This window comes from Pseudoalteromonas rubra (genome assembly GCF_000967655.1).
In the GTDB taxonomy this organism is placed as follows: domain Bacteria; phylum Pseudomonadota; class Gammaproteobacteria; order Enterobacterales; family Alteromonadaceae; genus Pseudoalteromonas; species Pseudoalteromonas rubra_A.
On record NZ_JXYA01000021.1, the window covers coordinates 73,944 to 97,853 of the forward strand.

The 23,910-nt window shown below is 50.3% G+C and carries 22 protein-coding genes; 16 read left to right on the top strand and 6 right to left on the bottom strand.

Translation table 11 applies throughout. The annotated features are described in order from the left end of the window. Nucleotides 1-390: 390 nt before the first annotated feature. Nucleotides 391-1,632, top strand: a complete 1,242-nt coding sequence (locus TW77_RS10455; RefSeq protein ID WP_046004923.1) for a malic enzyme-like NAD(P)-binding protein — start codon at nucleotides 391-393, stop codon at nucleotides 1,630-1,632. Nucleotides 1,633-1,696: 64 nt separating this feature from the next. Here TW77_RS10455 and metJ read toward each other — a convergent pair whose 3' ends face one another. After that, nucleotides 1,697-2,017 (bottom strand): met regulon transcriptional regulator MetJ, encoded by a 321-nt coding sequence (gene metJ, locus TW77_RS10460; protein ID WP_010386199.1) that lies wholly within the window; start codon nucleotides 2,015-2,017, stop codon nucleotides 1,697-1,699. Between the two features lie 300 nt (nucleotides 2,018-2,317). Between metJ and metB the strand changes: the two genes are divergently transcribed. Next, on the top strand, nucleotides 2,318-3,541 hold the full coding sequence (metB, locus tag TW77_RS10465; RefSeq protein WP_046004924.1) for a cystathionine gamma-synthase: 1,224 nt from the start codon (nucleotides 2,318-2,320) through the stop codon (nucleotides 3,539-3,541). A 5-nt stretch (nucleotides 3,542-3,546) separates the two neighbouring features. Further along, the gene (gene metL, locus TW77_RS10470) at nucleotides 3,547-5,895 is read left to right on the top strand and encodes a bifunctional aspartate kinase/homoserine dehydrogenase II (RefSeq protein ID WP_046004925.1); all 2,349 of its coding nucleotides are present in this window, start codon (nucleotides 3,547-3,549) and stop codon (nucleotides 5,893-5,895) included. A gap of 58 nt (nucleotides 5,896-5,953) precedes the next feature. Here metL and TW77_RS10475 read toward each other — a convergent pair whose 3' ends face one another. Then, a complete protein-coding gene (locus TW77_RS10475; RefSeq protein ID WP_046004926.1) occupies nucleotides 5,954-8,401 on the bottom strand; it encodes a penicillin-binding protein 1A in 2,448 nt (815 codons plus the stop codon). Between the two features lie 224 nt (nucleotides 8,402-8,625). Here TW77_RS10475 and TW77_RS10480 point away from each other — a divergent pair, with 224 nt between their 5' ends. The 9 genes from TW77_RS10480 to TW77_RS10520 all read left to right on the top strand — a co-directional run bounded on the left by TW77_RS10480 (nucleotide 8,626) and on the right by TW77_RS10520 (nucleotide 17,670). Then, a complete protein-coding gene (locus TW77_RS10480) occupies nucleotides 8,626-9,705 on the top strand; it encodes a pilus assembly protein PilM (protein WP_046004927.1) in 1,080 nt (359 codons plus the stop codon). After that, on the top strand, nucleotides 9,693-10,289 hold the full coding sequence (locus TW77_RS10485; RefSeq protein WP_046004928.1) for a PilN domain-containing protein: 597 nt from the start codon (nucleotides 9,693-9,695) through the stop codon (nucleotides 10,287-10,289). Before TW77_RS10480 ends, TW77_RS10485 begins: the two co-directional genes overlap by 13 nt. Nucleotides 10,290-10,292: 3 nt before the next feature. Next, nucleotides 10,293-10,895 carry a type 4a pilus biogenesis protein PilO gene (locus TW77_RS10490; RefSeq protein WP_046004929.1) on the top strand — a complete coding sequence of 201 codons (603 nt, stop codon included), beginning with the start codon at nucleotides 10,293-10,295 and terminating at the stop codon, nucleotides 10,893-10,895. Then, nucleotides 10,895-11,434 (top strand): pilus assembly protein PilP, encoded by a 540-nt coding sequence (locus tag TW77_RS10495; protein WP_205623862.1) that lies wholly within the window; start codon nucleotides 10,895-10,897, stop codon nucleotides 11,432-11,434. Before TW77_RS10490 ends, TW77_RS10495 begins: the two co-directional genes overlap by 1 nt. Before the next feature lie 55 nt (nucleotides 11,435-11,489). Continuing rightward, a complete protein-coding gene (pilQ, locus tag TW77_RS10500; RefSeq protein WP_240479481.1) occupies nucleotides 11,490-13,493 on the top strand; it encodes a type IV pilus secretin PilQ family protein in 2,004 nt (667 codons plus the stop codon). A 151-nt stretch (nucleotides 13,494-13,644) separates the two neighbouring features. Continuing rightward, entirely contained in the window at nucleotides 13,645-14,163 is a 519-nt protein-coding gene (gene aroK / locus TW77_RS10505; protein ID WP_046004932.1) for a shikimate kinase AroK, read from the top strand. Between the two features lie 30 nt (nucleotides 14,164-14,193). After that, complete coding sequence (aroB, locus tag TW77_RS10510; protein WP_046004933.1) at nucleotides 14,194-15,264, top strand: 3-dehydroquinate synthase; 1,071 nt, start codon at nucleotides 14,194-14,196, stop codon at nucleotides 15,262-15,264. Next, the gene (locus TW77_RS10515; protein WP_046004934.1) at nucleotides 15,264-16,802 is read left to right on the top strand and encodes an SPOR domain-containing protein; all 1,539 of its coding nucleotides are present in this window, start codon (nucleotides 15,264-15,266) and stop codon (nucleotides 16,800-16,802) included. The genes aroB and TW77_RS10515 overlap by 1 nt, the downstream gene beginning before the upstream one ends. A gap of 37 nt (nucleotides 16,803-16,839) precedes the next feature. After that, nucleotides 16,840-17,670 carry a Dam family site-specific DNA-(adenine-N6)-methyltransferase gene (locus tag TW77_RS10520; RefSeq protein ID WP_046004935.1) on the top strand — a complete coding sequence of 277 codons (831 nt, stop codon included), beginning with the start codon at nucleotides 16,840-16,842 and terminating at the stop codon, nucleotides 17,668-17,670. A gap of 1 nt (nucleotide 17,671) precedes the next feature. On the opposite strand, the gene TW77_RS10525 is transcribed toward TW77_RS10520, so the two are convergent. Next, entirely contained in the window at nucleotides 17,672-17,857 is a 186-nt protein-coding gene (locus TW77_RS10525; RefSeq protein WP_046004936.1) for a DUF2970 domain-containing protein, read from the bottom strand. A gap of 115 nt (nucleotides 17,858-17,972) precedes the next feature. Beyond that, nucleotides 17,973-18,272, bottom strand: coding sequence for a hypothetical protein (locus TW77_RS10530; protein WP_046004987.1), 300 nt, complete (start codon nucleotides 18,270-18,272; stop codon nucleotides 17,973-17,975). Between the two features lie 176 nt (nucleotides 18,273-18,448). Here TW77_RS10530 and rpe point away from each other — a divergent pair, with 176 nt between their 5' ends. The 3 genes from rpe to trpS are packed head-to-tail and all read left to right on the top strand — an operon-like array spanning nucleotide 18,449 to nucleotide 20,832. Next, nucleotides 18,449-19,138 carry a ribulose-phosphate 3-epimerase gene (rpe, locus tag TW77_RS10535; protein ID WP_046004937.1) on the top strand — a complete coding sequence of 230 codons (690 nt, stop codon included), beginning with the start codon at nucleotides 18,449-18,451 and terminating at the stop codon, nucleotides 19,136-19,138. Next, nucleotides 19,138-19,803 (top strand): HAD-IA family hydrolase, encoded by a 666-nt coding sequence (locus TW77_RS10540; protein ID WP_046004938.1) that lies wholly within the window; start codon nucleotides 19,138-19,140, stop codon nucleotides 19,801-19,803. The genes rpe and TW77_RS10540 overlap by 1 nt, the downstream gene beginning before the upstream one ends. 24 nt (nucleotides 19,804-19,827) lie before the next feature. Continuing rightward, entirely contained in the window at nucleotides 19,828-20,832 is a 1,005-nt protein-coding gene (gene trpS / locus TW77_RS10545; protein ID WP_046004939.1) for a tryptophan--tRNA ligase, read from the top strand. A 60-nt stretch (nucleotides 20,833-20,892) separates the two neighbouring features. On the opposite strand, the gene TW77_RS10550 is transcribed toward trpS, so the two are convergent. Further along, a complete protein-coding gene (locus tag TW77_RS10550; protein ID WP_046004940.1) occupies nucleotides 20,893-21,546 on the bottom strand; it encodes an XRE family transcriptional regulator in 654 nt (217 codons plus the stop codon). 228 nt (nucleotides 21,547-21,774) lie between these two features. Here TW77_RS10550 and TW77_RS24240 point away from each other — a divergent pair, with 228 nt between their 5' ends. Then, a complete protein-coding gene (locus TW77_RS24240) occupies nucleotides 21,775-23,091 on the top strand; it encodes an InlB B-repeat-containing protein (RefSeq protein WP_052713141.1) in 1,317 nt (438 codons plus the stop codon). Here the strand turns inward: TW77_RS24240 and TW77_RS10560 are convergent. Further along, the gene (locus tag TW77_RS10560) at nucleotides 23,088-23,894 is read right to left on the bottom strand and encodes an AraC family transcriptional regulator (RefSeq protein WP_046004941.1); all 807 of its coding nucleotides are present in this window, start codon (nucleotides 23,892-23,894) and stop codon (nucleotides 23,088-23,090) included. The genes TW77_RS24240 and TW77_RS10560 overlap by 4 nt on opposite strands. Nucleotides 23,895-23,910: the final 16 nt, after the last annotated feature.

The window sequence follows — 23,910 nt, forward strand, 5'->3', positions numbered from 1 at the left end:
ATTCACCTGATTAATATGCATAGCTATATGTGCTAAACGTCGAATGAAATCTGCATCTTTGTCGCTAAATGTTGTGATTTTAAGTTTAAAATACACTAAATGTAGTAAAGTGTATTTCACCCCGGGTTTTATTTATTTTATTTATACTCTGCATAAAAATGACGCTATTTTGAACTGAAAGTGACACTTATCAGATCATTTATTGTGAGATAAGTTTGCCGAAAAGTAGCAAAAAAGTCGCTAAATCTTGCTAACTGCCAACTATCTTTGCTTTAACAGGATCGACCTGATATCCCTTGAATTAATTTTTAAAAAAGGTATGGTTTAAAGCAGTTAGCGAATTTTTATCTCACTCTCACTTTCAACTTCTTCGTAGGAAAAAATCGCGTCATGTCAGACTTTCGTGAACAAGCGTTACATTATCATGCCCACCCCGTTCCAGGAAAAATCAGCGTTGAGTTGACCAAGCCTGCTGAAACCGTCAAAGACCTGGCCCTGGCATATAGCCCGGGTGTTGCTGAGCCGGTCCGTGAAATTGCTGCCGATCCCAGCAATGCTTACCGCTATACTGGTAAAGGCAATATGGTTGCGGTGATCAGTAACGGTACGGCTATTTTAGGGTTAGGGAATCTCGGTCCACTGGCGTCTAAACCTGTGATGGAAGGTAAGGCGTTGCTGTTCAAGCGATTTGCAGGCCTGGATTCGATTGATATCGAAGTGAAGCACCGCACCACTGAAGACTTTATCAACACGGTTGCCAATATCGCCGACACCTTTGGTGGTATTAATCTGGAAGACATCAAAGCGCCAGAGTGCTTTGAAATTGAGCGCGCGCTTATCGAGCGCTGTGATGTGCCGGTATTCCACGATGACCAGCATGGCACCGCAATCGTTACTGCTGCGGGTATGCTGAACGCGCTGGAGATCCAGGGCAAAAACATCCATGACGCTATTATTGTGTGCCTGGGTGCCGGCGCCGCTGCCATTGCCTGTATGGAACTGCTGATTAAATGTGGTGCACAGCGTGAGCACATTTATATGCTGGACCGCAAAGGGGTGATCCACACGCGTCGTGATGACCTTAACGAATATAAGAAACTGTTTGCCAATAACACGGATAAGCGCACTTTGCAGGATGTGATCGAAGATGCGGACGTGTTCGTTGGAGTATCGGGTCCAGATCTGTTGTCACCAGAAGATCTGAAACTGATGGCAGACAAGCCTGTGGTGTTTGCGTGTTCGAACCCGGATCCGGAGATCAGCCCGGAAGTAGCCCATGGTGCACGTGATGACTTGATCATGGCAACCGGGCGTTCGGACTATCCAAACCAGGTTAATAACGTATTATGTTTCCCGTTTATCTTCCGCGGCGCGCTGGATGTACGTGCAACGGCAATCAACGATGAAATGAAGATTGCGGCGGTAGAGGCCATTCGCAGCATTGCCAAAGAGCCGGTGCCTGCTGAAGTGCTAAAAGCGGCAGAAGTAGACAGCCTGGAGTTTGGTGAACACTATATTATTCCTAAACCAATGGACCCGCGCTTGTTGCCACGTATTGCCAAAGCGGTTGCAGTCGCTGCGGTTGAATCCGGTGTGGCGCAAATCGATATGCCAGAAAACTACATGGCATAAGCGATACTGACGCAATAAAAAAGCCTCACACTGTGAGGCTTTTTTATGTTTACTACTGACGAAATTACTCTTCGTTGATCTCGGGAATTTCCAGACCCATCTCCGTCATGATCTGACGCACTTCTGCCGGGATTTTCTCCGGGTTATCTTTACGCAGATCTTCGTCACCGGGCAGCGGCTGGCCGGTAAAGGCATGCAGGAATGCCTCGCACAGTAATTCACTGTTTGTCGCATGGCGCAGGTTATTGACCTGGCGGCGGGTGCGCTCATCAGTTAGCACTTTAAGTACGTTGAGCGGGATAGACACAGTGATCTTTTTTACCTGTTCTGATTTCTTACCGTGTTCTGCATAAGGGTGAATGTATTCACCGTTCCATTTAGCCATAGTGATGTACTTGCCTCAGTGTTGTAGATGCAATGCGAATAAGACTGTGTACTGTGTATGGATCCAACCGTGACACGCAAGCCCTCTGTTGGCAATGTTGCACGTCATTTGCCATAGTTTAAGCTCAAATACTCAGTCTTATTAGCATAGAGTTCGCGTTGAGTGGCGAAATTTTATCGGTTTAAAAAAGATAGTCAAATACTAGTTATTTAGCCATTTAGCGGTATAAATGTTTTGACTTCTAACTTTTGTTCATCTAACCTTTTAGACGTCTAAACATCTAATTCAGTCAGGTGACCTATGAGCCAAAGCAACAAGTCAACCATAGCGGTACGCACAGGCATTGATGCGGATAAGCATCATGGTGCAGTGGTGCCGCCGCTGTATCTGTCGACCACCTATTCTTTTGCCGACTTTGATAAAAAGCGTGATTACGATTACGGTCGCAGCGGCAACCCGAATCGCGATATTCTTGCGCAAACGCTGGCGGAGCTTGAAGGTGGGGCTAAGGGCATCATTACGGCCACCGGGATGGCTGCGGTGCACCTGGTGACTCAGTTGCTGAATGCCGATGATACTTTGGTGATCCCACACGATTGTTACGGTGGCAGCTATCGCTTATTTACCTCGCTGGAAAAGCGCGGTTTGCTCAAGGTTAAAGTGCTGGACCTGACGCGCAGCGAGAGCTTGCAGGAGATCCTGGCCATCAAACCTAAGCTGGTCTGGATTGAAACACCCAGTAACCCCATTTTACGATTAACCGATATCAAAGCGGTTACCGACGTTGCTGCACAGTGCGGTGCACTGGTCGCGGCCGACAACACCTTTTTGTCGCCGGCGCTGCAAAATCCTATCGCATTTGGCGTCGATATCGTGGTGCACTCAACGACTAAATATATCAATGGTCACTCGGATGTCGTCGGTGGTGCGGTGATAGCCAAAACCGAAGAACTCGGCGATGAACTGGCCTGGTGGGCCAACAATATCGGCATCACGGGCGCGCCGTTTGACAGTTACCTGACTTTACGCGGCTTGCGTACGCTCAACGTGCGCCTGAAACAGCATCAGGAGAATGCGCTGGCGATTGCGCGTTACCTTGAGCAATCTGAGTTTGTTAGCCAGGTGTACTATCCCGGGCTGGAAAGTCACCCTCAGCATGCGCTGGCAAAACAACAGCAACAAGGCTTTGGTGGTATGGTGAGCTTTGACATTAAAGGGGAATTGGCAGATGCAGCTAAGTTCCTGACCAGTGTAAAGCAATTCTCGCTGGCCGAATCGCTGGGCGGGGTTGAGAGTTTGATCTGTCACCCGGCAACCATGACACATGCCGGTATGGATCCCACAGCACGCCTCGAGGCGGGCGTCGGCGATACGCTGATCCGTATTTCTGTGGGGATTGAAGAGATCGACGACTTACTGGCAGACCTGGCGCAGGCTTTTGCCGCGGTGAAAGCCGCACAAGGCAGCGCCAGTGATAATGCGAAGGCCTTCAAGCTTTCGCCAGCACATACGGCATTGTGGTAGAAGAAATGACAAAAGCAGTACATAAATTCGGTGGTTCGAGCCTGAGCTCGGCGGCGCGCTATCAGGCGGTTGCCAATATTATTATTGGTCACTGCCAGAGCGGCGACTGTATCGTGGTATCAGCGGCAGGTAAAACCACCAATACCCTGGTTGCCTTGTGGCAGAGTTATCAGCAGCAGGACGAGCGAGCGTTCAGCGACATCCTGCTACAGGTCGAAAATCATCAGTTACAACTGATCAGTGAGTTGTTCCCGGCTGCGCAGCAAACGCCGCTGGCGGCAGAGTTGAGTGATGAGCTGAGCAGCATTGCTCGTCAGGCGCAGTTGCGCCAATTGCAAGAAGCGCCACTACTGGCGTATGGGGAGATCTGGTCGGCTCGCTTACTGGCGGCGTTACTGAATACCCTGAATATTGCTGCACAAGATGTGGATGCCCGCACTTTGTTTACTCAGCATCAGGGACAGCTGATGCACAGCCTGAATCGCAGTGCCTGTCATCAGGCACTCGCTCAGGACAAAATTTACGTGGTCACCGGATTTATTGCCGCTGACAGTGAAGGCAACACGGTCACGCTGGGACGTAACGGCAGCGATTACAGTGCCACCCTGTTAGCCAGCTATCTGGATGCGGCGTCTGTGTCTATCTGGACAGACACACCGGGTGTGTTCAGCACCGATCCGCGCAAAGTAGGTAATGCCATCAAATACAGCAAGGTATGTCGTGCCCAGGCTAATTTACTGGCCCGTCTTGGTAACCCAGTGTTACATGCCAAGACATTATCGCCGTTGAAAGAAACCGCGATTAAGTTGCAGGTACGCAGCAGTTTTGAACCTGATGTGCAGGGCACTGAAGTTGTGAAGCAAGGCTACAGCAAAGAAAAGCGCTTTGTAACTACCTTTGGCGAACTGGACTTGTTGCGCGTCGATACCCTGGTATCGGGCGAAGTTGGCGCGCTTAGCCAACTCATTCAGCATGGTATTCATCACTTTAATCAAAATGGCGAAGACTACTTGCTGGTGCCCAGCGAATTTACCCATCAGGTGGTATTGCGCCTGAGCGGTCGGGTCACCATCGTTGAGTCCCACTTACGTGGCTTTGCCGTGGTCGCGCCTTGTCCGGATATTGCACCCTTGGTGCGCCAGGCTCAGGCAGTGCTGGATGAGCAGGCTGTGGTGGTGCGCTTTACCCACAGTGCAACCGAGTACGCGTTGTTCCTCACCGATCAGGCAATCGACAGTGATGTGCTGGCTATTTTGCATGACAAGCTGGTGAATAAAGGCCGTGAACTGGCGGTGATCATCGCTGGCCTGGGCAATGTGGGTGAGGTGTTCCTCAACCAGTGCCAGCAACAAATTGCGCGCTTACAAAGCCAGTTTGATCTCAAAGTGGTGGCGCTGCTGCGTTCGCAGGAAATGGTGTTCTGCCCAAGCGGGTTGAGTGTGTCGCAATGGCAACAGCAGTGGCAAAGCGAAGCGCAAAGCTACTCTCATGCCGAACTGCTGGATCGCATCAGTGAGCTTGATTACGAACATAAAGTGGTGATTGATATCACCGCCAGCGAAACATTTAGTCAGCTTTACCCGGATTTTGCCGCGCACGATTGTCATCTGATCAGTGCCAATAAGTATGCCGGTACCGCTGCGCATGACTGGTATCAGGCACTACGCACTCAGTTGCAGGAACGCAATCTGCTGTGGCGCTATAACACCAGTGTCGGAGCCGGACTGCCGGTGAATTTTGCGCTGGCGGATCTGCAAAACAGCGGCGACAGAGTGGTGCGCATTGAGGGGGTCTTCTCTGGTACTTTATCCTGGTTATGTAGCAGCTTTGATGGCGAGCGTCCTTTTTCTGAGCTGGTTTTGGCTGCCCAAGACATGGGGTATACCGAGCCGGATCCCCGCGAAGATCTGTCAGGTCGGGACATGCAGCGCAAACTCTTGATCCTGGCGCGTGAGCTGGGTTTGCAGCTGGAACTGGATGATATTGAACTGGAGGCGCTGATGCCGGCGTCTCTGGCGCAAGGCAGCTGGGAGAGCTTCCTGGCTCGTAAAGATGAATTAGATGTGTTTTATCAGCAGCGTGCTGAGGCGGCTCAGGCACAAGGCAAAGTGTTAAGGTATACCGGTGCACTGGAAATTGATGCCGCTGGCAAGGTGCACGCCAAAGTGGGCATTGCACAGGTCGCTCAGGGCAGCGCCATTGCTAACCTGACGCCGGGCGATAATATTTTCGTTATCACCACGGGATGGTACGAACAAAACCCATTGGTGATCCAAGGCCCGGGCGCAGGTAAAGAAGTCACCGCTGCGGGGATCCACTCCGATCTGTACTGGTTAACTCAGCAGCTGAGATAATCACACTGTGATACAAAAAAGGCCGGTCATGATGACCGGCCTTTTTGCGTGATGTTTGTCAGAACAATTCTTCCGTATCTGGTAACTGCTCTTCAAAGGGGGTGCTTGAGCCCGTGTCCAGCACATACTTAGTGGGGGCTGTTCCACGTTCAAAGTGCTCGAAACGGCTGGTGTGATCGTTACGTTCACTCAGCAGTCCGGTTTTTAAGTCGATACGGACCGACACCAGCCCAGGTGGCGGTTCAATGGGCGCCAGCGGCTCATCTTTTAACGCGGCGCGCATAAACTGCACCCAGCCTGGGAGTGCAGAGGTGGCACCGGCTTCGGCACCCACGACTTGTTGCTTGCCGAGGTTGGCATTGTAGGCTGCGCGACCCAGTGATTTACCGGGATCGTCAAAGCCCACCCAGACTGTGGTCAGCACGTTGCGATTAAATCCGGTGAACCAGGTATCGACCGAGTTGTTGGTGGTACCGGTTTTGCCTGCCAGATCCTTGCGTTTGAGTGCCTGAGCACGCCAGCCTGTGCCACTCCAGCCGGTTTTGTGTTTCCAGCTGCCGCCACCCCAGACCACGCTTTTCATGGCATCGGCAATTAAAAATGCGTTTTGCTCCGAGATGATCCTTGGTGCACAGGTATACTGGTCGACTTCCCACTCTTCTTCCGTACAGACTGTCAGCGGCTGAGCTGCGCCCAGCAGATTGCCGTAACTGTCGGTGAGTTTTTCAATAAAATAGGTTTCGACCAGGTGGCCGCCATTGGCGAAGGCGCTCATACCGCGTGCCATTTCCAGTGGTGTCAGTGAGGCACTGCCCAGCGCCAGCGATTCACTGCGTACGATGTCTTCGTTGTTAAAGCCAAACTTGAGAATGTGATCGGCGGCGGCGTTCAAGCCCATGCCCCGCAGCAGGCGCACTGACACAACGTTTTTCGATTGCGCCAGGGCACGGCGGATACGAATAGGACCGCTGTACACATCCGGACTGTTTTTCGGACGCCAGGCGACGCCCATGCTTTTATCCCAATGATTGATGGGGGCGTCGTTAATGATGGTCGACAGCGTATAGCCGGATTCCAGCGCACCCGAATAAATAAACGGCTTGATGTTAGAACCCACCTGGCGTTTTGCCTGAACAGCGCGGTTGTATTGACTTTGCTGGAAACTATAGCCACCGACCAGGGCTTTGATACGGCCACTTTGAGGGTCCAGTGAGACCAGTGCACTGGCAGGTTGAGGCAGCTGACTGAGCATCCAGCTCTGATCTTTTTCACGTACCCAGATTTGCATGCCTGGTGCCAGAATGTCGCTTGCCTGTTTGGGCGGCAAGCCCTGACGGCGCTCAGTGATATAGGCGCGTGCCCAGTTTAAGCCTGCCCAGGGGATAGTGATTGAAGCACCGTCTTTGAGCAGCACGGTTGCGCTTTGCTCTTCAAGCGCTGTGACCACCCCGGCGCGTAACGGGTCGATTTCTCTTACCTGCTTGAGCCGCTCCAGGATCTGAGTCGCTGACCAGGGTGATTCTTCAGCCTGCCAGTACTGCGCCTCTGGGCCGCGAAAGCCATGGCGCATATCATAGGCATGCAGATTGTCGATAAGTGCTTGCTGTGCCGCAGCCTGAATGTTGGACTCAACCGTAGTATAGACCTTAAAGCCCGAATTATAGGCCTGATCCTCACCATAGGTTTTCACCATGTAAGCGCGCACCATTTCCGATATATAGGGTGCATAGAGTTCAATCTCCGCGCCATGGCGCTTAGCCGTGATCGGTGCCTGAGTTGCTTCGTTGTATTGTGTCTGGGAAATATAGCCTTCGGTGAGCATCCTGCCCAATACAACGTTCCGGCGTAACTTAGCGCGTTGCGGGTTACGGATAGGGTTTAGCGCAGAAGGGGCTTTGGGTAGACCCGCCAGCATGGCCATTTGTGCCAGGCTCAGCTCGTGCAGCTCTTTGCCATAATATACCTGTGCGGCGGCGCCAATGCCGAACGCGCGGTGGCCCAGCTCTATCTTGTTCAGATAAAGCTCCAGAATTTTATCTTTGTTCAGCAGCCGCTCAATATGCAGTGCGATAAAGATTTCTTTCACCTTACGGATATAGGCTTTTTCCCGGGTCAGGAAGAAATTTCGTGCCAGCTGCATGGTAATGGTACTGGCGCCCTGTTTTTTCTCGCCTGTACTGACCAGGACAATAAATGAGCGGACTATGCCTATCGGGTCGATGCCAAAATGATCATAAAAGCGGTTGTCTTCGGTGGCCAGAAAGGCCTGGAGTAAAGGCTCGGGAATGTCATTAATTTTAACCGGAATACGGCGTTTTTCACCAAACTGGTTGATCAGTTTGCCGTCGCGGGTAAAGACCTGCATTGGGGTTTGCAGCTGTACATCTTTTAAAACCTTAACACTGGGAATGTCTGATTTGACATAGTAATAAAGGCCGAACAGGGTAAGCAGGCCCAGTGTCGTGCAAAGCAGTATAAGTTGTAGTAATCTTTTTAATAAATTCACGAATTTATCTCTAGCGAGACTCCCAATTACAATCGGACGCTGTTAGTATATCCTGATTAAAAAACGATTAATAATTTTTGCGTAAATTACTTTGTGCCTTATTGAGGTGCAAGGGAGTGTGGCCGAAAGTTGGCAAGTAGTATAACGCTTTTCGCCAAACTGTACCTAAATGACTAAACTCTTAATTAACACTGTACAGAATTCTGGATACTTGGGCTAATGGCATGTTGCGTCAATTCTTAAAAAAACAAGCTCCCATGATGGTCGGGGTAGACATAGGGTCACACTGTGTGAAGGCCGTGTTGCTGGCTGAATCGAGCGCGGGTTACCGGGTCGAGGCTGTGGCCATTGAACCTTTGCCTAAGGGCGCCATGAAAGAGCGTGCCATCCAAGACATCGAAGCAGTCGGTAAAGTCATCAGCAAAATACGCAAACGGCTTCCCAAAACAAGTCATTTTGCCGCCGTCGCTGTCTCCGGACAAACGGTCATCACGAAAATGATTTTTATGGATGTATCATTAAGCGACGCTGAATTGGAATCGCAAATTGCCATTGAGGCTGACAGCCTGATCCCGTATCCGCTCGATGAAGTGAGTCTGGATTTTGAAAAGCTCACCGTTAATGAAGCCGATCCCTCCAAGGTTAATGTCTTGCTGTCAGCGGCCAGAACAGAAAGCGTACAGGCTCGTGTTAGCGCGCTGGAAGAAGCCGGCTTGAAAGCAAAAGTGGTAGATGTTGAAAGCTACGCACTGGCGCGTTCAGTTGAGGTGCTGTACGGCCAGTTACCTTCGGACGCTTACGATAAAGTTGTGGGGATCATCGATATTGGTGCCGTGGTGACGCTAGTGAGTGTGGTGCAGTCAGGTAAAACCTTGTATACCCGTGACCAGGTGTTCGGGGGAGAGCAATATACCAATAGTATTGTTGCTTACTACAACAAAAGCTTTGATCAGGCTGAGCTGGCCAAAACCACCGGCGATTTGCCGCCTAACTACACGTTTGAAGTGCTCGCACCCTTTCAGACCTCCTTGCTGCAACAAGTGCGTCGCGCACTACAAATGTTTATGACCACCAGTGGCCAGGAGCAGGTCGATTATATCATTTTGACAGGCGGTACTGCGCAAGTTGAAGGGCTTGACCGTCTGCTGGTTGATGAGCTTGGCGTACATGCCATTGTGGCTGATCCGTTTGCGAATATGGAAATAGCACCTAAAGTGGATCGGGGTGTGCTGACCAATCACAGGGCGCAGTTTGCGATTGCAACCGGGTTGGCACTGAGGAGCTTTTCATCATGCCACATATAAACTTATTGCCCTGGCGTGAGCAGCAGCGGCAGGCTTCACAGCAAAAATTCCTGACTATACTGGGTGTGATCGTGGCCGCCAGTTTGGCGCTGATGTATGGCATAGGGGCGTTTTACGACACCCTGAAACAAGGCCAGGAAATCAAGAATCGCTATCTCTCCAGCGAGATTAAAAAACTGGATAAGCGGATCGGCGAAATCCAGGGGCTTAACCAGCAAAAAGAGAACCTGCAACGGCGTATCCGGCTGATTGAAGAGCTACAAAGTAACCGGAATTTGGGCACGCAGATCATTGATGAAGTGACGCGGGTGGTGCCTGCGGGCGTCTATCTGACCAGCCTGGAGCGGCAGAAAAATATGATCAAAGTCATCGGTCGCAGTGAATCAAATAACCGCCTGTCGCAGATGCTGCGGGCTGTAGAGTCATCCTATTTACTGCGAGATCCTCTACTCCAGGGCATTGTTGCGGGTGAAAGAGAAGAGCGTTTGCTGAGCAATTTTACCATGAATTTTTACGTCAAAACGTTTGCTCAGATGGAAAAGGAGCGCGCCGAGCTGGCTCAGACAACTGAGGCGGAGAATTAGGCCATGAAATTTGATCTGAAGTCGCTGCAGGAGATTGACTGGAACGAAATCGAACTGGACAACATCGGTGAATGGCCGATGCCGGTCAAGGCCATTTGCTGCGCTGTGGTCGTCGTGATCATGCTGGTAATCGGCTACAGCATGCTGGTGTCGGCGTCGGTGGACAGTTTTGAGCGAGCGGTAAAGCAAGAAGAAGATCTGCGCACCAGTTACCGTATTAAGTATGGTCGGGCGAATAACCTGGAGTTATATCGCCAGCAGATGCAGGATATGGAAGCCCAGTTTTCTCAGTTATTAAGAAAACTGCCGACGTCGAATGAAACACCGGGGTTGCTCGATGATTTGACCTATGTGGGCACCTCCAGTGGCCTGACATTTTTAAAAATAGGCTGGATGCCGGAAGTTAAAAAAGAGTTTTATACTGAGCTGCCGATCAACCTCGAAGTGGTCGGGACCTACCATGAATTTGGTGAATTCGTCAGTAAAGTGGCACAGTTGCCGCGTATTGTGAGTTTGCATGACTTTCGTATTGAAGGTGCCGGCAACAACCAGCTGGTGTTCAGTGTGGTGGCAAAAACATATCGCTATGAGCAGGAGAGTGAATAATGAAACACCTGCTTGTTTTGCTCGCGATAATGGTGCTCACAGGGTGTAACGATAACACCGCAGAACAAAAAGAGTTTATTGATAGGGTCCAGGCCAATGCAACGCCGAGCATTGACCCTATGCCTGAAATGGCCCGCTTTGAACATTTCCCTTACAGTGCTGGCAGACTGCGCAGTCCGTTTGTGGCACCGCAGCCGGAAGTGATAGAAAGTCGTCTGGTGCAAGTTAAAAACTGCCTGCATCCGGATCCGAATCGACCCCGTGATCCGTTGGAAAAATATGCGCTGGATAACCTGGCAATGAAAGGAACGATTAAGCGTGGCGAAACCGTTTGGGCACTTGTCCGCGCTGCGGATCAAGGCTTGTTCAGAATTAAGAAAAACGAATATATGGGTTTGTACCACGGTAAAGTGATCAGCGTACAGGCCGACCATCTGGAGCTGATGGAGCTGATCCCGGATGGGACCGGGTGCTGGAAAGAGCGCCTGAGCAAAGTCGAAATGGTAGAAGCCGAGGACGTCGGTGCCAGTGAAGAATAAAAAAGGTGAAAATATGATTGCGCGCGACGGGATCAAGCACGTTGTGAAAACTCTGATGGGTGGCGTTTTAATGGGCACTGCATTGTTCGCTCAGGCAATGCCGATGCTGTACGATGTCCGCTATAACCCGGTGCCCAATGGAGAAACTGAGTTACAGCTAGTATTTGACGAAAAGCTGGCGATTGAACCCAAAGTGCAAGTGCTCAATGAACCTGCCCGGATCGAGCTGTTTTTTCCGGATGCAGAGTACGAAGAAAGCCTGGAGCTGCTTAAGGTCAACAAAGCGGGCATTGAGCAGATCAAAAGCAGAATGGAAAGCGGGGGCTTTGTGCTCAGTGTCGAAATGAAAGCGCTTAAGCTCTATCGTACTGAGGTCAAGAACAACCTGGTTTATGTCAAAGTGTCTGATCAGCCCATTGTGGTTACCAATGATGATGCACAACCCGATACCCTTCACAGCGCCATGAATCGGATCCAGAACATTGATTTTCGACGCACAGATAAAGGCGCTGCGCAGATCTTGGCATTTTTAGACTCCAGCCAGGCGGCAATTGATGTGCAGGAGCGGGGCGGACAGATCTACGCCGACTTCCATCATATCGCCATTCCGGATGAATTACTGTACGAGCTGGACGTGGTCGATTTTGGCACTGTGGTGAGCACGGTAGAAACTTTCCGGGAAGAAGGCAAGAGCCGCTTAGTGATCAAGCCCAATGGCGCGTTTAAATTCAACTATCAGCAGCTGGACAATATTTTTACCCTGACCGTGGAAAAAGACGACCAGGAATTCTCCTATGCCGAGAAGAAAAATTACCAGGGCCAGCCAATCACGTTAAACTTCCAGGATATCCCGATCCGCTCTGTGCTACAGATCATCGCCGATACCAACAACTTCAACCTGGTAACAAGTGACTCGGTCACCGGCAACATCACTTTGCGTTTAGATGGCGTGCCGTGGGATCAGGCACTGGACGTAGTGTTACGGGTAAAAGGCCTGGATAAGCGCATGGAAGGAGCGATTTTAATGGTCGCACCGTCAGAGGAGCTGGCCGCCCGAGAAGCCAAAGAGTTGCAGGCCAAGCGCCAGGTTGAAGAACTGGAGCCTTTATACAGTGAATATATTCAGCTCAATTACGCCAAAGCAGAAGAGTTTGCTGACTTACTCAAAACCGATGAAAACTCCATTATTAGCCTGCGTGGCAGTGTTTCTGTCGATAAGCGCACCAACACCCTGTTGATTAAGGATACCGCGCGCAGCATCGAGAATGTCAGACGTATGGTGGAAACACTGGATGTGCCGGTAAAACAGGTTCGTATCGAGTCACGCATGGTGACAGTGTCGGATAACATACAGGAAGATTTGGGGATCCGTTGGGGATTCAGCGATCAACAAGGCACAGATGCGATTTCGGGTACCCTGGAGGCCACCAATAAGCTCTCCGGTGGCACTATCCCTGATTTGACCGAGCGCTTGAACGTGAATCTGCCGGTGCAAAACCCCGCAGGTAGTTTAGGCATGCACATTGCCAAATTGTCAGACGGGACTTTGATAGACCTGGAGCTGTCGGCGTTGGAGCAGGAGAACAAGGGTGAGATCATCGCAACGCCTAGTATCACGACGGCCAATCAGAAGACGGCACGCATTGAGCAAGGTACTGAGATCCCCTATGTGGAATCTGCCTCAAGTGGTGCATCAACCGTGCAGTTCAAAAAAGCGGTATTGAGTTTAGAGGTAACACCGCAAATTACCCCGGATAATAAAATTATTCTGGATTTGGTCATAACCCAGGACACTCGGGGTGATACAGTACAAACTGCCAATGGTCCGGCGGTGGCAATTAACACACAAAGGATCCAGACCCAGGTATTGGTGGAAAATGGTCAAACCGTTGTGCTGGGCGGTATTTATCAGCAGGAAATGACCAATGCGGTGAGCAAAGTGCCGGTACTGGGCGATGTGCCTTATTTAGGCGCCTTATTTAGGAACACGCGAGAAATCAATGAAAAGAGAGAGTTATTGATTTTTGTGACCCCTAAGATCATGCATGACTCACTCTAGACAGGCTAAAATAATAATAATGGGCGTGAAAGTTGCCTTTTGACTTGAAATCACGCAGTGAATGCTGAGATAATCCCCTCCTTAATTTTGGGGCCAGGTCGTTAGGCGGGGTTTTATTTCAAATTTTAGAGTTCGTTTGTACTAAAAAGATATGGCTGAGAAACGTAATATATTTCTGGTAGGCCCAATGGGGGCTGGTAAGAGCACGATTGGTCGTCACATTGCGGACCAATTACATCTGGAGTTCTTCGATTCGGATCAAGAAATCGAGCGCCGCACCGGTGCTGATATCTCTTGGGTGTTCGATATTGAAGGGGAAGAAGGGTTTCGTCGTCGCGAAGAGACCGTGATTTCTGATCTTACCGAAAAGCAAGGCATCGTATTGGCTACTGGCGGCGGCTCGGTCATCAGTAAAGAGGTACGTAACAAACTATCTGCTCGTGGTATTGTGGTTTATCTTGAGACCCCAATTGAGAAGCAAGTAGCGCGTACACAACGCGATAAGCGTCGTCCTTTGCTACAAACAGAAGAAGATTCACGCGACGTACTAGTACGTCTGGCAAACGAACGTGAACCGCTTTATAAAGAAGTGGCGGATCACGTTGTACGCACAGATGAGCAAAGCGCCAAAGTAGTGGCGAATCAAATTATTGAGAAGTTAGATTTCTAAACATGTAGGCTAGATAGGAGGTGACAGCACATGCTTGAATTAACAGTCGATTTAAACGAGCGTAGCTATCCTATCTATATTGGCCAAGATCTTCTCACCGATCAGGGGCGGTTATTGCAGCATATTGGCAATGCACGCCCCGTCATCATCAGCAACGAGACCGTTGCGCCTCTGTATCTTGATACTCTGCTTACACAGTTAGATGGCAAAGCGCCGCTTCATTTTTGCATCCCGGATGGTGAACAGTACAAATCACTGGAGTGGTTTGAGCGCATTAACGCCTTTTTGCTTGAGCACAACTGTGGTCGTGATACCTGCCTGATTGCACTAGGCGGCGGCGTGGTCGGCGATCTGACCGGGTTTGTTGCGGCATGTTACCAGCGCGGTGTGCCTTTTATTCAAATTCCCACCACCTTGCTGTCGCAGGTCGATTCGTCGGTAGGTGGCAAAACGGCGGTTAATCACCCGCTGGGCAAGAATATGATTGGCGCTTTTTATCAGCCGCAAGCGGTGTTTATTGATACCAATACGCTGAAAAGCCTGCCTGCGCGAGAATTTGCCGCAGGTATGGCGGAAGTGATCAAATACGGCCTCATCTACGACAAAGATTTTCTCGATCTGCTCGAGCAGCAGGGGCCAGCATTGCAAAGCCTGGATACTGCGCTATTAATGCAGGTGATCCACCGTTGTTGTGCGATTAAAGCTGAGATTGTGGCACAAGATGAAAAAGAAGCCGGTCTGCGCGCACTGCTAAACCTGGGGCATACATTTGGCCACGCCATAGAAGCTCAGATGGGTTACGGTGTGTGGCTACATGGCGAAGCCGTGGCGGCGGGCATGATGCTGGCGGCTCGTCTGGCACAGCACAGAGGTGCACTGACGGAATCTGAAGTGACACGTATAGCGGCGTTGCTGGAGACCTACCAGTTACCAGTGGCAGCGCCTGCGTCTATGACGACCGAGCAGTTTATTACGCATATGCGCAAAGACAAGAAAAACAAGCAAGGTAAGATCCGCTTTATCGTGCCAACCAGTCTGGGCAAGTGTCAGCTGGTGGACGACGTCACTGATGACACCTTAGGCCAGCTAATAGGGCACTGATGCAGTCGCAAATACTACCGAGTCGTGCCGCTTTGGTCGACCGGATTGCAATGCAGTTTGAGTATGGCCAAAATCTGATCTGTCTGGTCGGCAATTCCGGGCTAGGTAAAAGCTATCTGGCAGAATCTTTTATCACCGACAAATATCCGGAGTTTAACAAGGCATTTGTTAAGCTGGGTGCACATACCAAAGACACGGAGCTGGTGCAGCAGCTGCTCGAAAACAGTTTTCGGGCACCTCTGGTAGATCATAAGTTATCGTTAACCGAGAACTTTTTTGTTCTATATAATGAGCAACCCTGTGGGCCATGCCTGTGGGTGATCGATGGTGCACGTCACCTTAGTGATGAGCTGATCCAGGAACTCCAGCTACTTGCAAAAAAAGCCCCGGATACCTTATATATTCTGACCACAGCACAGGCACCCAAGATACTGCCCGAGGCGTTAGATATTCATCTGGAGCCTTTGTCTTTAGTAGAAAGCCGCCGTCTGATGGCGATGTTTTTCCAGCAGCTGCCGCCTCAGGAAGATCCCATATTCAGCACCTTTTTACACGAAGCCGGCGGTAATCCCAGTATTTTGCTGGAGTGGCAGCAAAACCAGCATCAATTAACACTCAAATCTAAGCCGACTCTGAGCCGCAAACAATTGAACCTATTTCTCGGTGCGTTTGTGGTGATCACCACTTTGTTTCTGGTGGCTGTGGTGTACCAAAAAGACCTTGCTGATCTACTGCGGATGCAGCAGGATGTTGCCGCAACGCAAGTCGAGGAATTACCCGAGCCAACGGTACTGACGACCCAGCAAGCGCTATCGGATAACGACAGTCAGAGTGCGGATGACGTTGCGGCAGAGCAAAGCAGTGATGACACTCAGGCCGCAGTGCAGCACGATGTGCAATCAATATTGGGTGCATTAACTGTGAGTCATAGCACACAGGACGGTAACCAGACAAATGAACCGGAAAAAGACAGTGGGAATGAGATAGCCAGTGGGAATGAGATAGCCAGTGGGAATGAGATAGCCAGTGGGAATGAGATAGCCAGTGGAGAAGACACCGACCAGATAACTGGTCAGGTAACTGGTCAGGTAACTGGTCAGGTCACTGATGCACCGACAGTGGTTGCACAGGCTCTAACCCAGGAAACTGCGGCAGAGGAGCCTGAGGCGACAGGTACGCAGGAACAGATTGAAACGCCACAGCCAGCAGGCGTCTCTGACCAGTCGGGCGGCTTATCCGATAATACCTGGTTTATGGCGCAGGACAGCAATGCCTGGACAATTCAATTGTTGGCTGTCACCGATCAGGCGGTGGCGCAGCGGTATGTAGCGCAACATAAGCTAGCGCAGATCCGTATTGCACAGGTTAAACGTAACAACAAAGATTGGTGGTTCGTCACTTTGGCGCCCTTTGCGACCTTAGATGACGCAAAACAGGCGCGGGCTAATTTACCGCAAGCCGTGCTCGCAGGGCAGCCGTTTTTTAAGCGTATCGTGCAAATTAAGCAACAAATCCAACAGTCACAAACACAAAAATAGTGTAGAATCGCGCTACTTTGGGGTAACTAGTCAGATCATGCAAAAAAAGACCAGAGCTTTTCTAAAATGGGCAGGTGGAAAATACGCCTTGGTGGAAGAAATTACCAAGCGCTTGCAAGCCGCAAATGAAGAGGCCGAAACTCTGGTGGAGCCCTTCGTTGGGGCTGGATCTGTCTTTCTCAACAGTCATTTCAAGCACTATATACTCAATGATATCAATGCCGATCTGATCAACCTTTACAAAGAGCTGCAACGCACGCCCGATGAGTTTATCAGTGATGCCAGAAAGTTATTTGTCGATCTGAACAACCATCCGGATGCTTACTATGCGTATCGTCAGCAGTTTAATGAAAGTGTGGATGTATATGAGCGGGCCATTCTGTTCTTATACATGAATCGCCATGGTTACAATGGGCTGTGTCGTTACAATCTCAAAGGGATTTTCAATGTGCCCTTTGGTAAATACAAACGTCCTTACTTTCCGGAAAATGAGTTGTACTTTTTTTCTGAGAAAGCACAGCAAGCCACCTTTACCTGCCTGAGCTACGAGCAGGTCTTTAAGCGTGTGCCGGATAAAGCCGTTGTGTATTGCGATCCACCTTATGTGCCGCTAAGCAAAACGGCGTCGTTTACCGCCTATGCTAAAGGAGGGTTTAACCTGGATGATCAGGCAGAGCTCGCCAACCTGGCAGAAAAGGCCGCCTTCGAGCAGCAAACGCCGGTACTTATCTCCAACCATGACACCGTATTGACGCGCAAGATATACAGTCAGGCTCAGCTGGATGTGATCCAGGTAAAAAGAACCATCAGTCCCAAAGGGTCGGGGCGTAATCGTGTCGACGAGCTGATGGCCCTATATCACGATTAAGTCACAATACAACCGAGTTAACGAACCAGGCTAACGCAACCACCAGTGCGATGACAAAGCACACGGCTAGCAAGGCGAAGGGCCAGAAGTGTTTTTGGCTGAAATCGACACGATATTTGGCCTGGCTCTGCACACCAAACATGGCAGCAAGTACACTCTGAATAAGTATAAAGAATCGTTCTGTCACGGCGTCCTGGCTCCTGTGTGAACTAAGATACCGCTCAGTATAGTGCATCAATACCAACTTGTCGTAACGACGCGCCAAAAACGCGTGACCATATTAAGTACGTTGGTATCGATGATTAGAATTGTGAAAATTGGCTCGCCGTTTGCTCGTCACCAGAACCCAACAACAGTTCCAGCAAATCAAGATAATGAAACTGTGCATTGCTGCTGCCACCTGTTAACCAGGCATACCAACTGGTGTGTGACTCTAGTTTGCATACATTTGCTTGCGCATGCTGACTGGCCACAGTGGTAGAGCATTGGCACATATCGTTTTTTGCGATTAAGGTATCGTCGCCATTGAATGACACCACGCCAGCAGATAAGACTACCGCAGCCGTGAGCAAAAGCGTCCGTGTTTTAAGCCGACCTAACATAACCATATCCCCAGTGAATAGTTATCCTTAAATAATACACTATGGATATTTATTAAACAATCGCTTTGTCCTGTAAAAAGTGCCTCTGCTCGCAAAATATGTCCCGCTAACAATCAGGTGTTTTTAGCGTTCAGATGGGTTACAGTAGCCGCTGACATTTTGTTTCAGGGGGTAGTATGTCGCAGAACAATAATAAATCCGAGTTCTTAATTGCACCGTCCATTTTGTCTGCCGACTTTGCTCGGTTGGGTGAAGACGTCGCCAAAGTATTGGCTGCGGGTGCGGATGTTGTGCACTTTGATGTGATGGACAATCATTACGTGCCAAATCTGACTTTTGGTCCGATGATCTGTGAGGCGCTGCGTAATTATGGCATCACAGCCCCCATTGATGTTCACCTGATGATTAAGCCAGTGGACAGCTTGATCCCTGAATTTGCCAAAGCGGGTGCTGATATTATTACTTTTCACCCTGAAGCCAGTGAACATATTGATCGCAGCCTGGCACTGATTAAGGAGCAAGGGTGTGAGGCCGGATTGGTGCTTAACCCGGCAACGCCATTGCATTACCTCGATTACGTCATGGACAAAGTGGATCAGATCCTGCTGATGTCTGTGAATCCGGGTTTTGGCGGACAAAGCTTTATTCCTCAGACGCTCGATAAGCTACGTCAGGTACGTGAGCGTATTGAAGCCAGTGGCCGCAAAATTCGTCTCGAAGTCGACGGCGGCATAAAAGTCGACAATATTGCAGAAGTGGCAGAGGCTGGCGCCGATATGTTCGTTGCCGGCTCTGCGATTTTTAATCAACCAGACTATCGGACAGTCATTGATGCGATGCGCTCAGAGCTCGCTAAGGTGGGCTAATGCGTTACCAGGGTATTCTATTTGACCTCGATGGCACTTTGGTCGACAGTGCACATGACTTGTATATGGCGCTGAATTTAACGCTGACGGAAGTGGCTTTTCCGGTGGTCAGCCGCACTCAGGTGCTTGAGTGGGTAGGTAATGGCATTGATGTATTGGTACACCGTGGTCTCAGTGGTAGCAATGAGATTAACGCAGAATTACCGCCGCGCCTGGTGGCCGAAGCACAAGAACGCTTTGCCGGACATTATCGGGCGCTGGTAGGTCAGTACTCTTTGCTCTACGCCAATGTCGAAACAGTACTGTCTGCATTCAGCCATGTCCCCAAGGCTGTGGTAACCAATAAAAGCCGCGAATTTACGCTGCAATTGCTCGAGAACCTGAATCTGAGCACGCACTTTGATGTAGTGGTATGTGGCGATGATGGCCCTAAAAAGCCAGCTGCTGAGCCGCTGTTGTCTGCCTGTGAGCAACTTAATATCGCACCGCAAGATGCCATCATGGTGGGTGACTCAAAAAGTGATATTCTGGCCGCTCAGGCTGCAAAAATGCCTGTGATTGCACTTAAATATGGGTACAATCAAGGGCTGGACCTGACCCAGTTTAATCCAGAGTACCTCTGTGAGGGCTTCTTGGATATAATCCCCATTTTAAATCGACCTTAAACTAGATAGGAGTAAAGGAACACAATGACTAAACCAGTAGTGTTAAGTGGCATTCAGCCAACCGGTGGTATGACAATAGGCAATTATGTGGGTGCCATTAACCAGTGGCTTAAGCTACAGGAAGATCATGATTGTTTCTTTATGCTGGTTGATTTGCATGCCATCACAGTACGCCAGGAGCCAAGTGCCCTGCGTGAGCGTGTTTTAGATGGTATCGCACTGTATGCGGCTTGTGGTATCGACCCTGAAAAATCGGCGCTGTTTGTCCAGTCGCAAGTACCAGAGCATGCTCAGTTAAGTTGGGTACTGAATTGTTATGCGCAAATGGGCGAGCTGAACCGCATGACTCAGTTTAAGGACAAGTCAGCGAAAAACACCAACAATGTTAATGTGGGCTTGTTTGCTTATCCGGTACTTCAGGCTGCGGATATTCTGCTTTATCAGGCCGATCAGGTCCCCGTGGGAGAAGATCAGAAACAGCATCTGGAACTGACGCGTGATATCGCAACGCGCTTTAACAACCTATATGGTGACGTATTCAAAGTACCTGAGCCGTATATTCCTGAGCTGGGAGCGCGGGTAATGAGCTTACAGGATCCGTTAAAGAAAATGTCTAAATCGGACGATAATCCCAATGCATATATCATGCTGCTGGATGAGCCGAAGAAGATTGAGAAAAAGCTTAAAAAAGCCGTGACGGATTCAGATGAGCAGGCGCGTATTTACTTTGACCGGGAAGAGAAGCCAGGCGTTTCTAACCTGCTGACGCTGTTGTCAGTGGCGACCAAGCGCGATGTGGCTGATTTGGTACCTGAGTATGAAGACAAAATGTATGGCCACCTGAAAAAAGACACCGCCGATGCCGTTGTGGCGATGCTGGAGCCGATGCAAGCACGCTTCAGAGAGATCCGCGAAGACCAGGCATTACTGGATCAGATCATGCGTAATGGCGCTGAAAAAGCAGGAGCTCGCGCAGAGCAAACGCTAAAAGCCGCTTATGAAGCGGTGGGCTTCATCCCACGCCCGTGATCAGACTGCTCACGAACACAAAAAAGCCAGCAACTCTGCTGGCTTTTTGCTGTATATGGATCACATACTGCGGCCACACCAGACTATCCTGCCTGCAATACCATGCTGCTGCGCATTGTCGGCATGGATCTGCCAGGCCGGGTACTCTGGGTTATCACTCACAACGCTAATATGATCCCGGTGCTGTTGTAAGCGTTTAGCCATCAGACCATCTTCGGTTTGCAGCACAAATACACCACGTTTATTCGCGTCACGCTGGCTTAAATCAACCAGCACCATGTCGCCGTGCTGTAAAGTTGGTAGCATACTGTCGCCGCGAATAGTCACAAACGCCAGTTGTTCACTGTGCACGCCCAGCTGAGTGCTAAGCCAGCGCTTATTCAGGGCAAACTGCTCTGTGATATCTTCACTGCCATTGATGCTACCAAAACCGGCACTGGCTTCCACATCCAGCTTAGGCACCATTAGCATGTCTCCAGAGCCGCTCACTGCGGATTGCTCAGCGGGCTGTTCGCCGGTCAGCAACCAGTTCAAATCGATATTGAATAAACTATACAAATGCTCCAGATAAGCCACCGATGGACGGCTCAGGCCACGGCAAATACGATAAATATGTGAAGGAGACTTACCCGTGAGTTGCGCAAACTGGCGCTTGTTGCCGGCGCTAAACTGGTCGATCAAGGTAGTAAATCGGCGTGAAAATGCTGTGCTCATGACACCCCATACAGGTTACAACGAAGAAAGAGGCTCAGAGTACTTGGCTCTTGCGTGACTGTACAGCACAGGGGGCTCAATTGCGCAAAGTCTGCCCAGTGTTCACTATGCGGGTAACAAATTGCGACATTTTTAACCAGCGACATAACAGTTTACGGGCACAGCGTACCTATAATAAGCTAGGTACTGTTGGATTTTTCAACGCCATAAGATAATGGAGAAGGAACGATGAATTATATTTCGACGGGTCACTGGGTACTGGTAATGACACTGAGCGCATTGACCGGGTGCTCAGGTGGCAGTGATGATAATCCGCCGGTGAATGAAACGCCGCAGTTACTGACTGTCTCAACAGTCAGTGCAGGGGGTGGGGCACTGGAACCCGCAGAGTTAAAGGTTAGCAAGGGCAAAACCGCTGAGTTTGTCGCGAAACCCCAGGCGGGTTATGAGCTGACCGAGCTAAGTGGTTGCGCGGGCAAGCGCACCGGCGTGGCTTACAAGGTGGAGCGGGTCGAGCAAAACTGTCAGGTGACTGCACGTTTTTCGCCGATTCGTTACCGCCTGGATGCAACCGTCAGTCAGGGAGGGAATGTGGATACCAGCTCTCAGCAGGTGGCTTATGGTAGTGCCGCTGAGTTTGTCTTTACACCCAACAGTGACCATATTCTGGAGCGCGTCGGAGGTTGTAATGGGGTGCTAACAGAAGGTCGTTATCGTATTTCTGAGGTGACGGGGGCCTGCACAGTGAGTGCGTTATTCTTACCTTATCTTCCCGATCCTGAGTCAGTAACGCGGATCCGCTTACCGGTCGTGGTACATGTGCTGGATAATGGCTATTTTGAACTCAGCGATGAGCAGATCCTATCTCAGCTACGGGCGACCAATTTGCATTTTCGGGGCAAAAATAGTGCTGAAATCGAGACCATTCCCGAAACTTATACTCCCTTTGTTGCAGACACCGGGATCCAGTTTTATCTGGCCGACACAGATCCGGATGGCCAGCCTCACTCAGGGATTGTGAGGGTCGATGCCACGGCCAGTGTCTTTGCGCTGGAGGGGTACCCATTTGCCCGCAGCGATGCCGGCGGTTCGGATGCCTGGCCGACAGATCGCTATATTAATATCTGGGTGGGCATCTCACGCACCCGCTTTAATGAGCCTGTCCTTGCGGGCAGGGCGCATGTCCCGGGCATAGCGCCTGAACAATATATTGGCGTGTCGATAGAGCAGGGGCTGTTTGGCACCATTGCACCAAGAGAGCCGAATTATGATCAGGGCAAAACCCTGACCCATGAGCTGGGTCATTTCCTGGGCCTAATTGGTCATACTAATCCCCCCTGGAATGACCAAAACACCCATCGTCATCTGAGCTGTGACGGACTAGTGCAGACGGAATGTGTGAATGCGGATCTGACCATGAACTTTATGAGTACCAACGTTTATGACAATGGACAGAAAATGTTTTCACTGAGCCAAAGTCAACTGATGCGTGCCTGGCTGGAAACGGGACCATTGCAGGCATTGTATGTGAATAATCAGCCCTAACGTTTTAGGTACTGGCGGGGGGTGGTACCAAAGAACTTTTTAAACGCGCTGTTAAATGCGGAGCTGGATTCAAAACCCAGCTGCTGGGCGATGACCTGCTGGGTTTCACCGGCGGTGAGCATCTCTACCGCACGCAGCGCCCTGAGCTTTTGCTTCCACTGGCTAAAGCTCATGGCAAAGCTTTTATGAAACAGGCGATTCAGGGTTCTGGCCGATGCCCCCACCTTCTCACCCCATTGCTCAAGCGTGAGCGTGCAGCCCGGGTTAGCGTACAGTTCACTGACTATCGGCAACAGCCGCTGATCATCCGCTTTGGGAATAAAAAACGCACTGGTGGGCGCCAGCTCCAGTCTGTCGATAAACACCTGGATAAAGCGCTCAGTTTTATCATCGAGCAGATAGTCTTCGGGCCAGGTGCAGATGGTCAGGATCATTTCTTTGAGCAGGGGATCAACCACCAGGGTTTTCGCCTGATCGCCCAAGATCTCAGCATACTTTTCGTCGATATAGACACTACGAAAATGTCCGCCATAGCGGCAGAAGGTTTCATGCTCCAGGTGGGGTGGGATCCACAACGCCTGCTGTGGCGGGATGACAAAGGTGCCCTGTGGCGTGAAAATGGTCATGACCGAATCGCTGATGTAAGTGATCTGCCCCCAGTGATGACTATGCGCCCGTACGTGCTCATTGGCGGACATTGTGGTAGGTCGGGGGAAGACGGGCCGGTCCAGTGTCTTACGTTTAAACCGGCTGGACACACTGCGCCAGGAAGCATCTGTCCGATTTGATAAACTTTGTGTCATGATTTTCCATATTAGC

Bases quoted from the DNA above. Each gene is read 5' to 3' on its own strand.
- TW77_RS10455 (WP_046004923.1), top strand. From the start codon at position 391: ATGTCAGACTTTCGTGAACAAGCGTTACATTATCATGCCCACCCCGTT.
- metJ (WP_010386199.1), bottom strand. From the start codon at position 2,017: ATGGCTAAATGGAACGGTGAATACATTCACCCTTATGCAGAACACGGT.
- metB (WP_046004924.1), top strand. From the start codon at position 2,318: ATGAGCCAAAGCAACAAGTCAACCATAGCGGTACGCACAGGCATTGAT.
- metL (WP_046004925.1), top strand. From the start codon at position 3,547: ATGACAAAAGCAGTACATAAATTCGGTGGTTCGAGCCTGAGCTCGGCG.
- TW77_RS10480 (WP_046004927.1), top strand. From the start codon at position 8,626: ATGTTGCGTCAATTCTTAAAAAAACAAGCTCCCATGATGGTCGGGGTA.
- TW77_RS10485 (WP_046004928.1), top strand. From the start codon at position 9,693: ATGCCACATATAAACTTATTGCCCTGGCGTGAGCAGCAGCGGCAGGCT.
- TW77_RS10490 (WP_046004929.1), top strand. From the start codon at position 10,293: ATGAAATTTGATCTGAAGTCGCTGCAGGAGATTGACTGGAACGAAATC.
- TW77_RS10495 (WP_205623862.1), top strand. From the start codon at position 10,895: ATGAAACACCTGCTTGTTTTGCTCGCGATAATGGTGCTCACAGGGTGT.
- pilQ (WP_240479481.1), top strand. From the start codon at position 11,490: ATGGGTGGCGTTTTAATGGGCACTGCATTGTTCGCTCAGGCAATGCCG.
- aroK (WP_046004932.1), top strand. From the start codon at position 13,645: ATGGCTGAGAAACGTAATATATTTCTGGTAGGCCCAATGGGGGCTGGT.
- aroB (WP_046004933.1), top strand. From the start codon at position 14,194: ATGCTTGAATTAACAGTCGATTTAAACGAGCGTAGCTATCCTATCTAT.
- TW77_RS10515 (WP_046004934.1), top strand. From the start codon at position 15,264: ATGCAGTCGCAAATACTACCGAGTCGTGCCGCTTTGGTCGACCGGATT.
- TW77_RS10520 (WP_046004935.1), top strand. From the start codon at position 16,840: ATGCAAAAAAAGACCAGAGCTTTTCTAAAATGGGCAGGTGGAAAATAC.
- TW77_RS10530 (WP_046004987.1), bottom strand. From the start codon at position 18,272: ATGTTAGGTCGGCTTAAAACACGGACGCTTTTGCTCACGGCTGCGGTA.
- rpe (WP_046004937.1), top strand. From the start codon at position 18,449: ATGTCGCAGAACAATAATAAATCCGAGTTCTTAATTGCACCGTCCATT.
- TW77_RS10540 (WP_046004938.1), top strand. From the start codon at position 19,138: ATGCGTTACCAGGGTATTCTATTTGACCTCGATGGCACTTTGGTCGAC.
- trpS (WP_046004939.1), top strand. From the start codon at position 19,828: ATGACTAAACCAGTAGTGTTAAGTGGCATTCAGCCAACCGGTGGTATG.
- TW77_RS10550 (WP_046004940.1), bottom strand. From the start codon at position 21,546: ATGAGCACAGCATTTTCACGCCGATTTACTACCTTGATCGACCAGTTT.
- TW77_RS24240 (WP_052713141.1), top strand. From the start codon at position 21,775: ATGAATTATATTTCGACGGGTCACTGGGTACTGGTAATGACACTGAGC.
- TW77_RS10560 (WP_046004941.1), bottom strand. From the start codon at position 23,894: ATGACACAAAGTTTATCAAATCGGACAGATGCTTCCTGGCGCAGTGTG.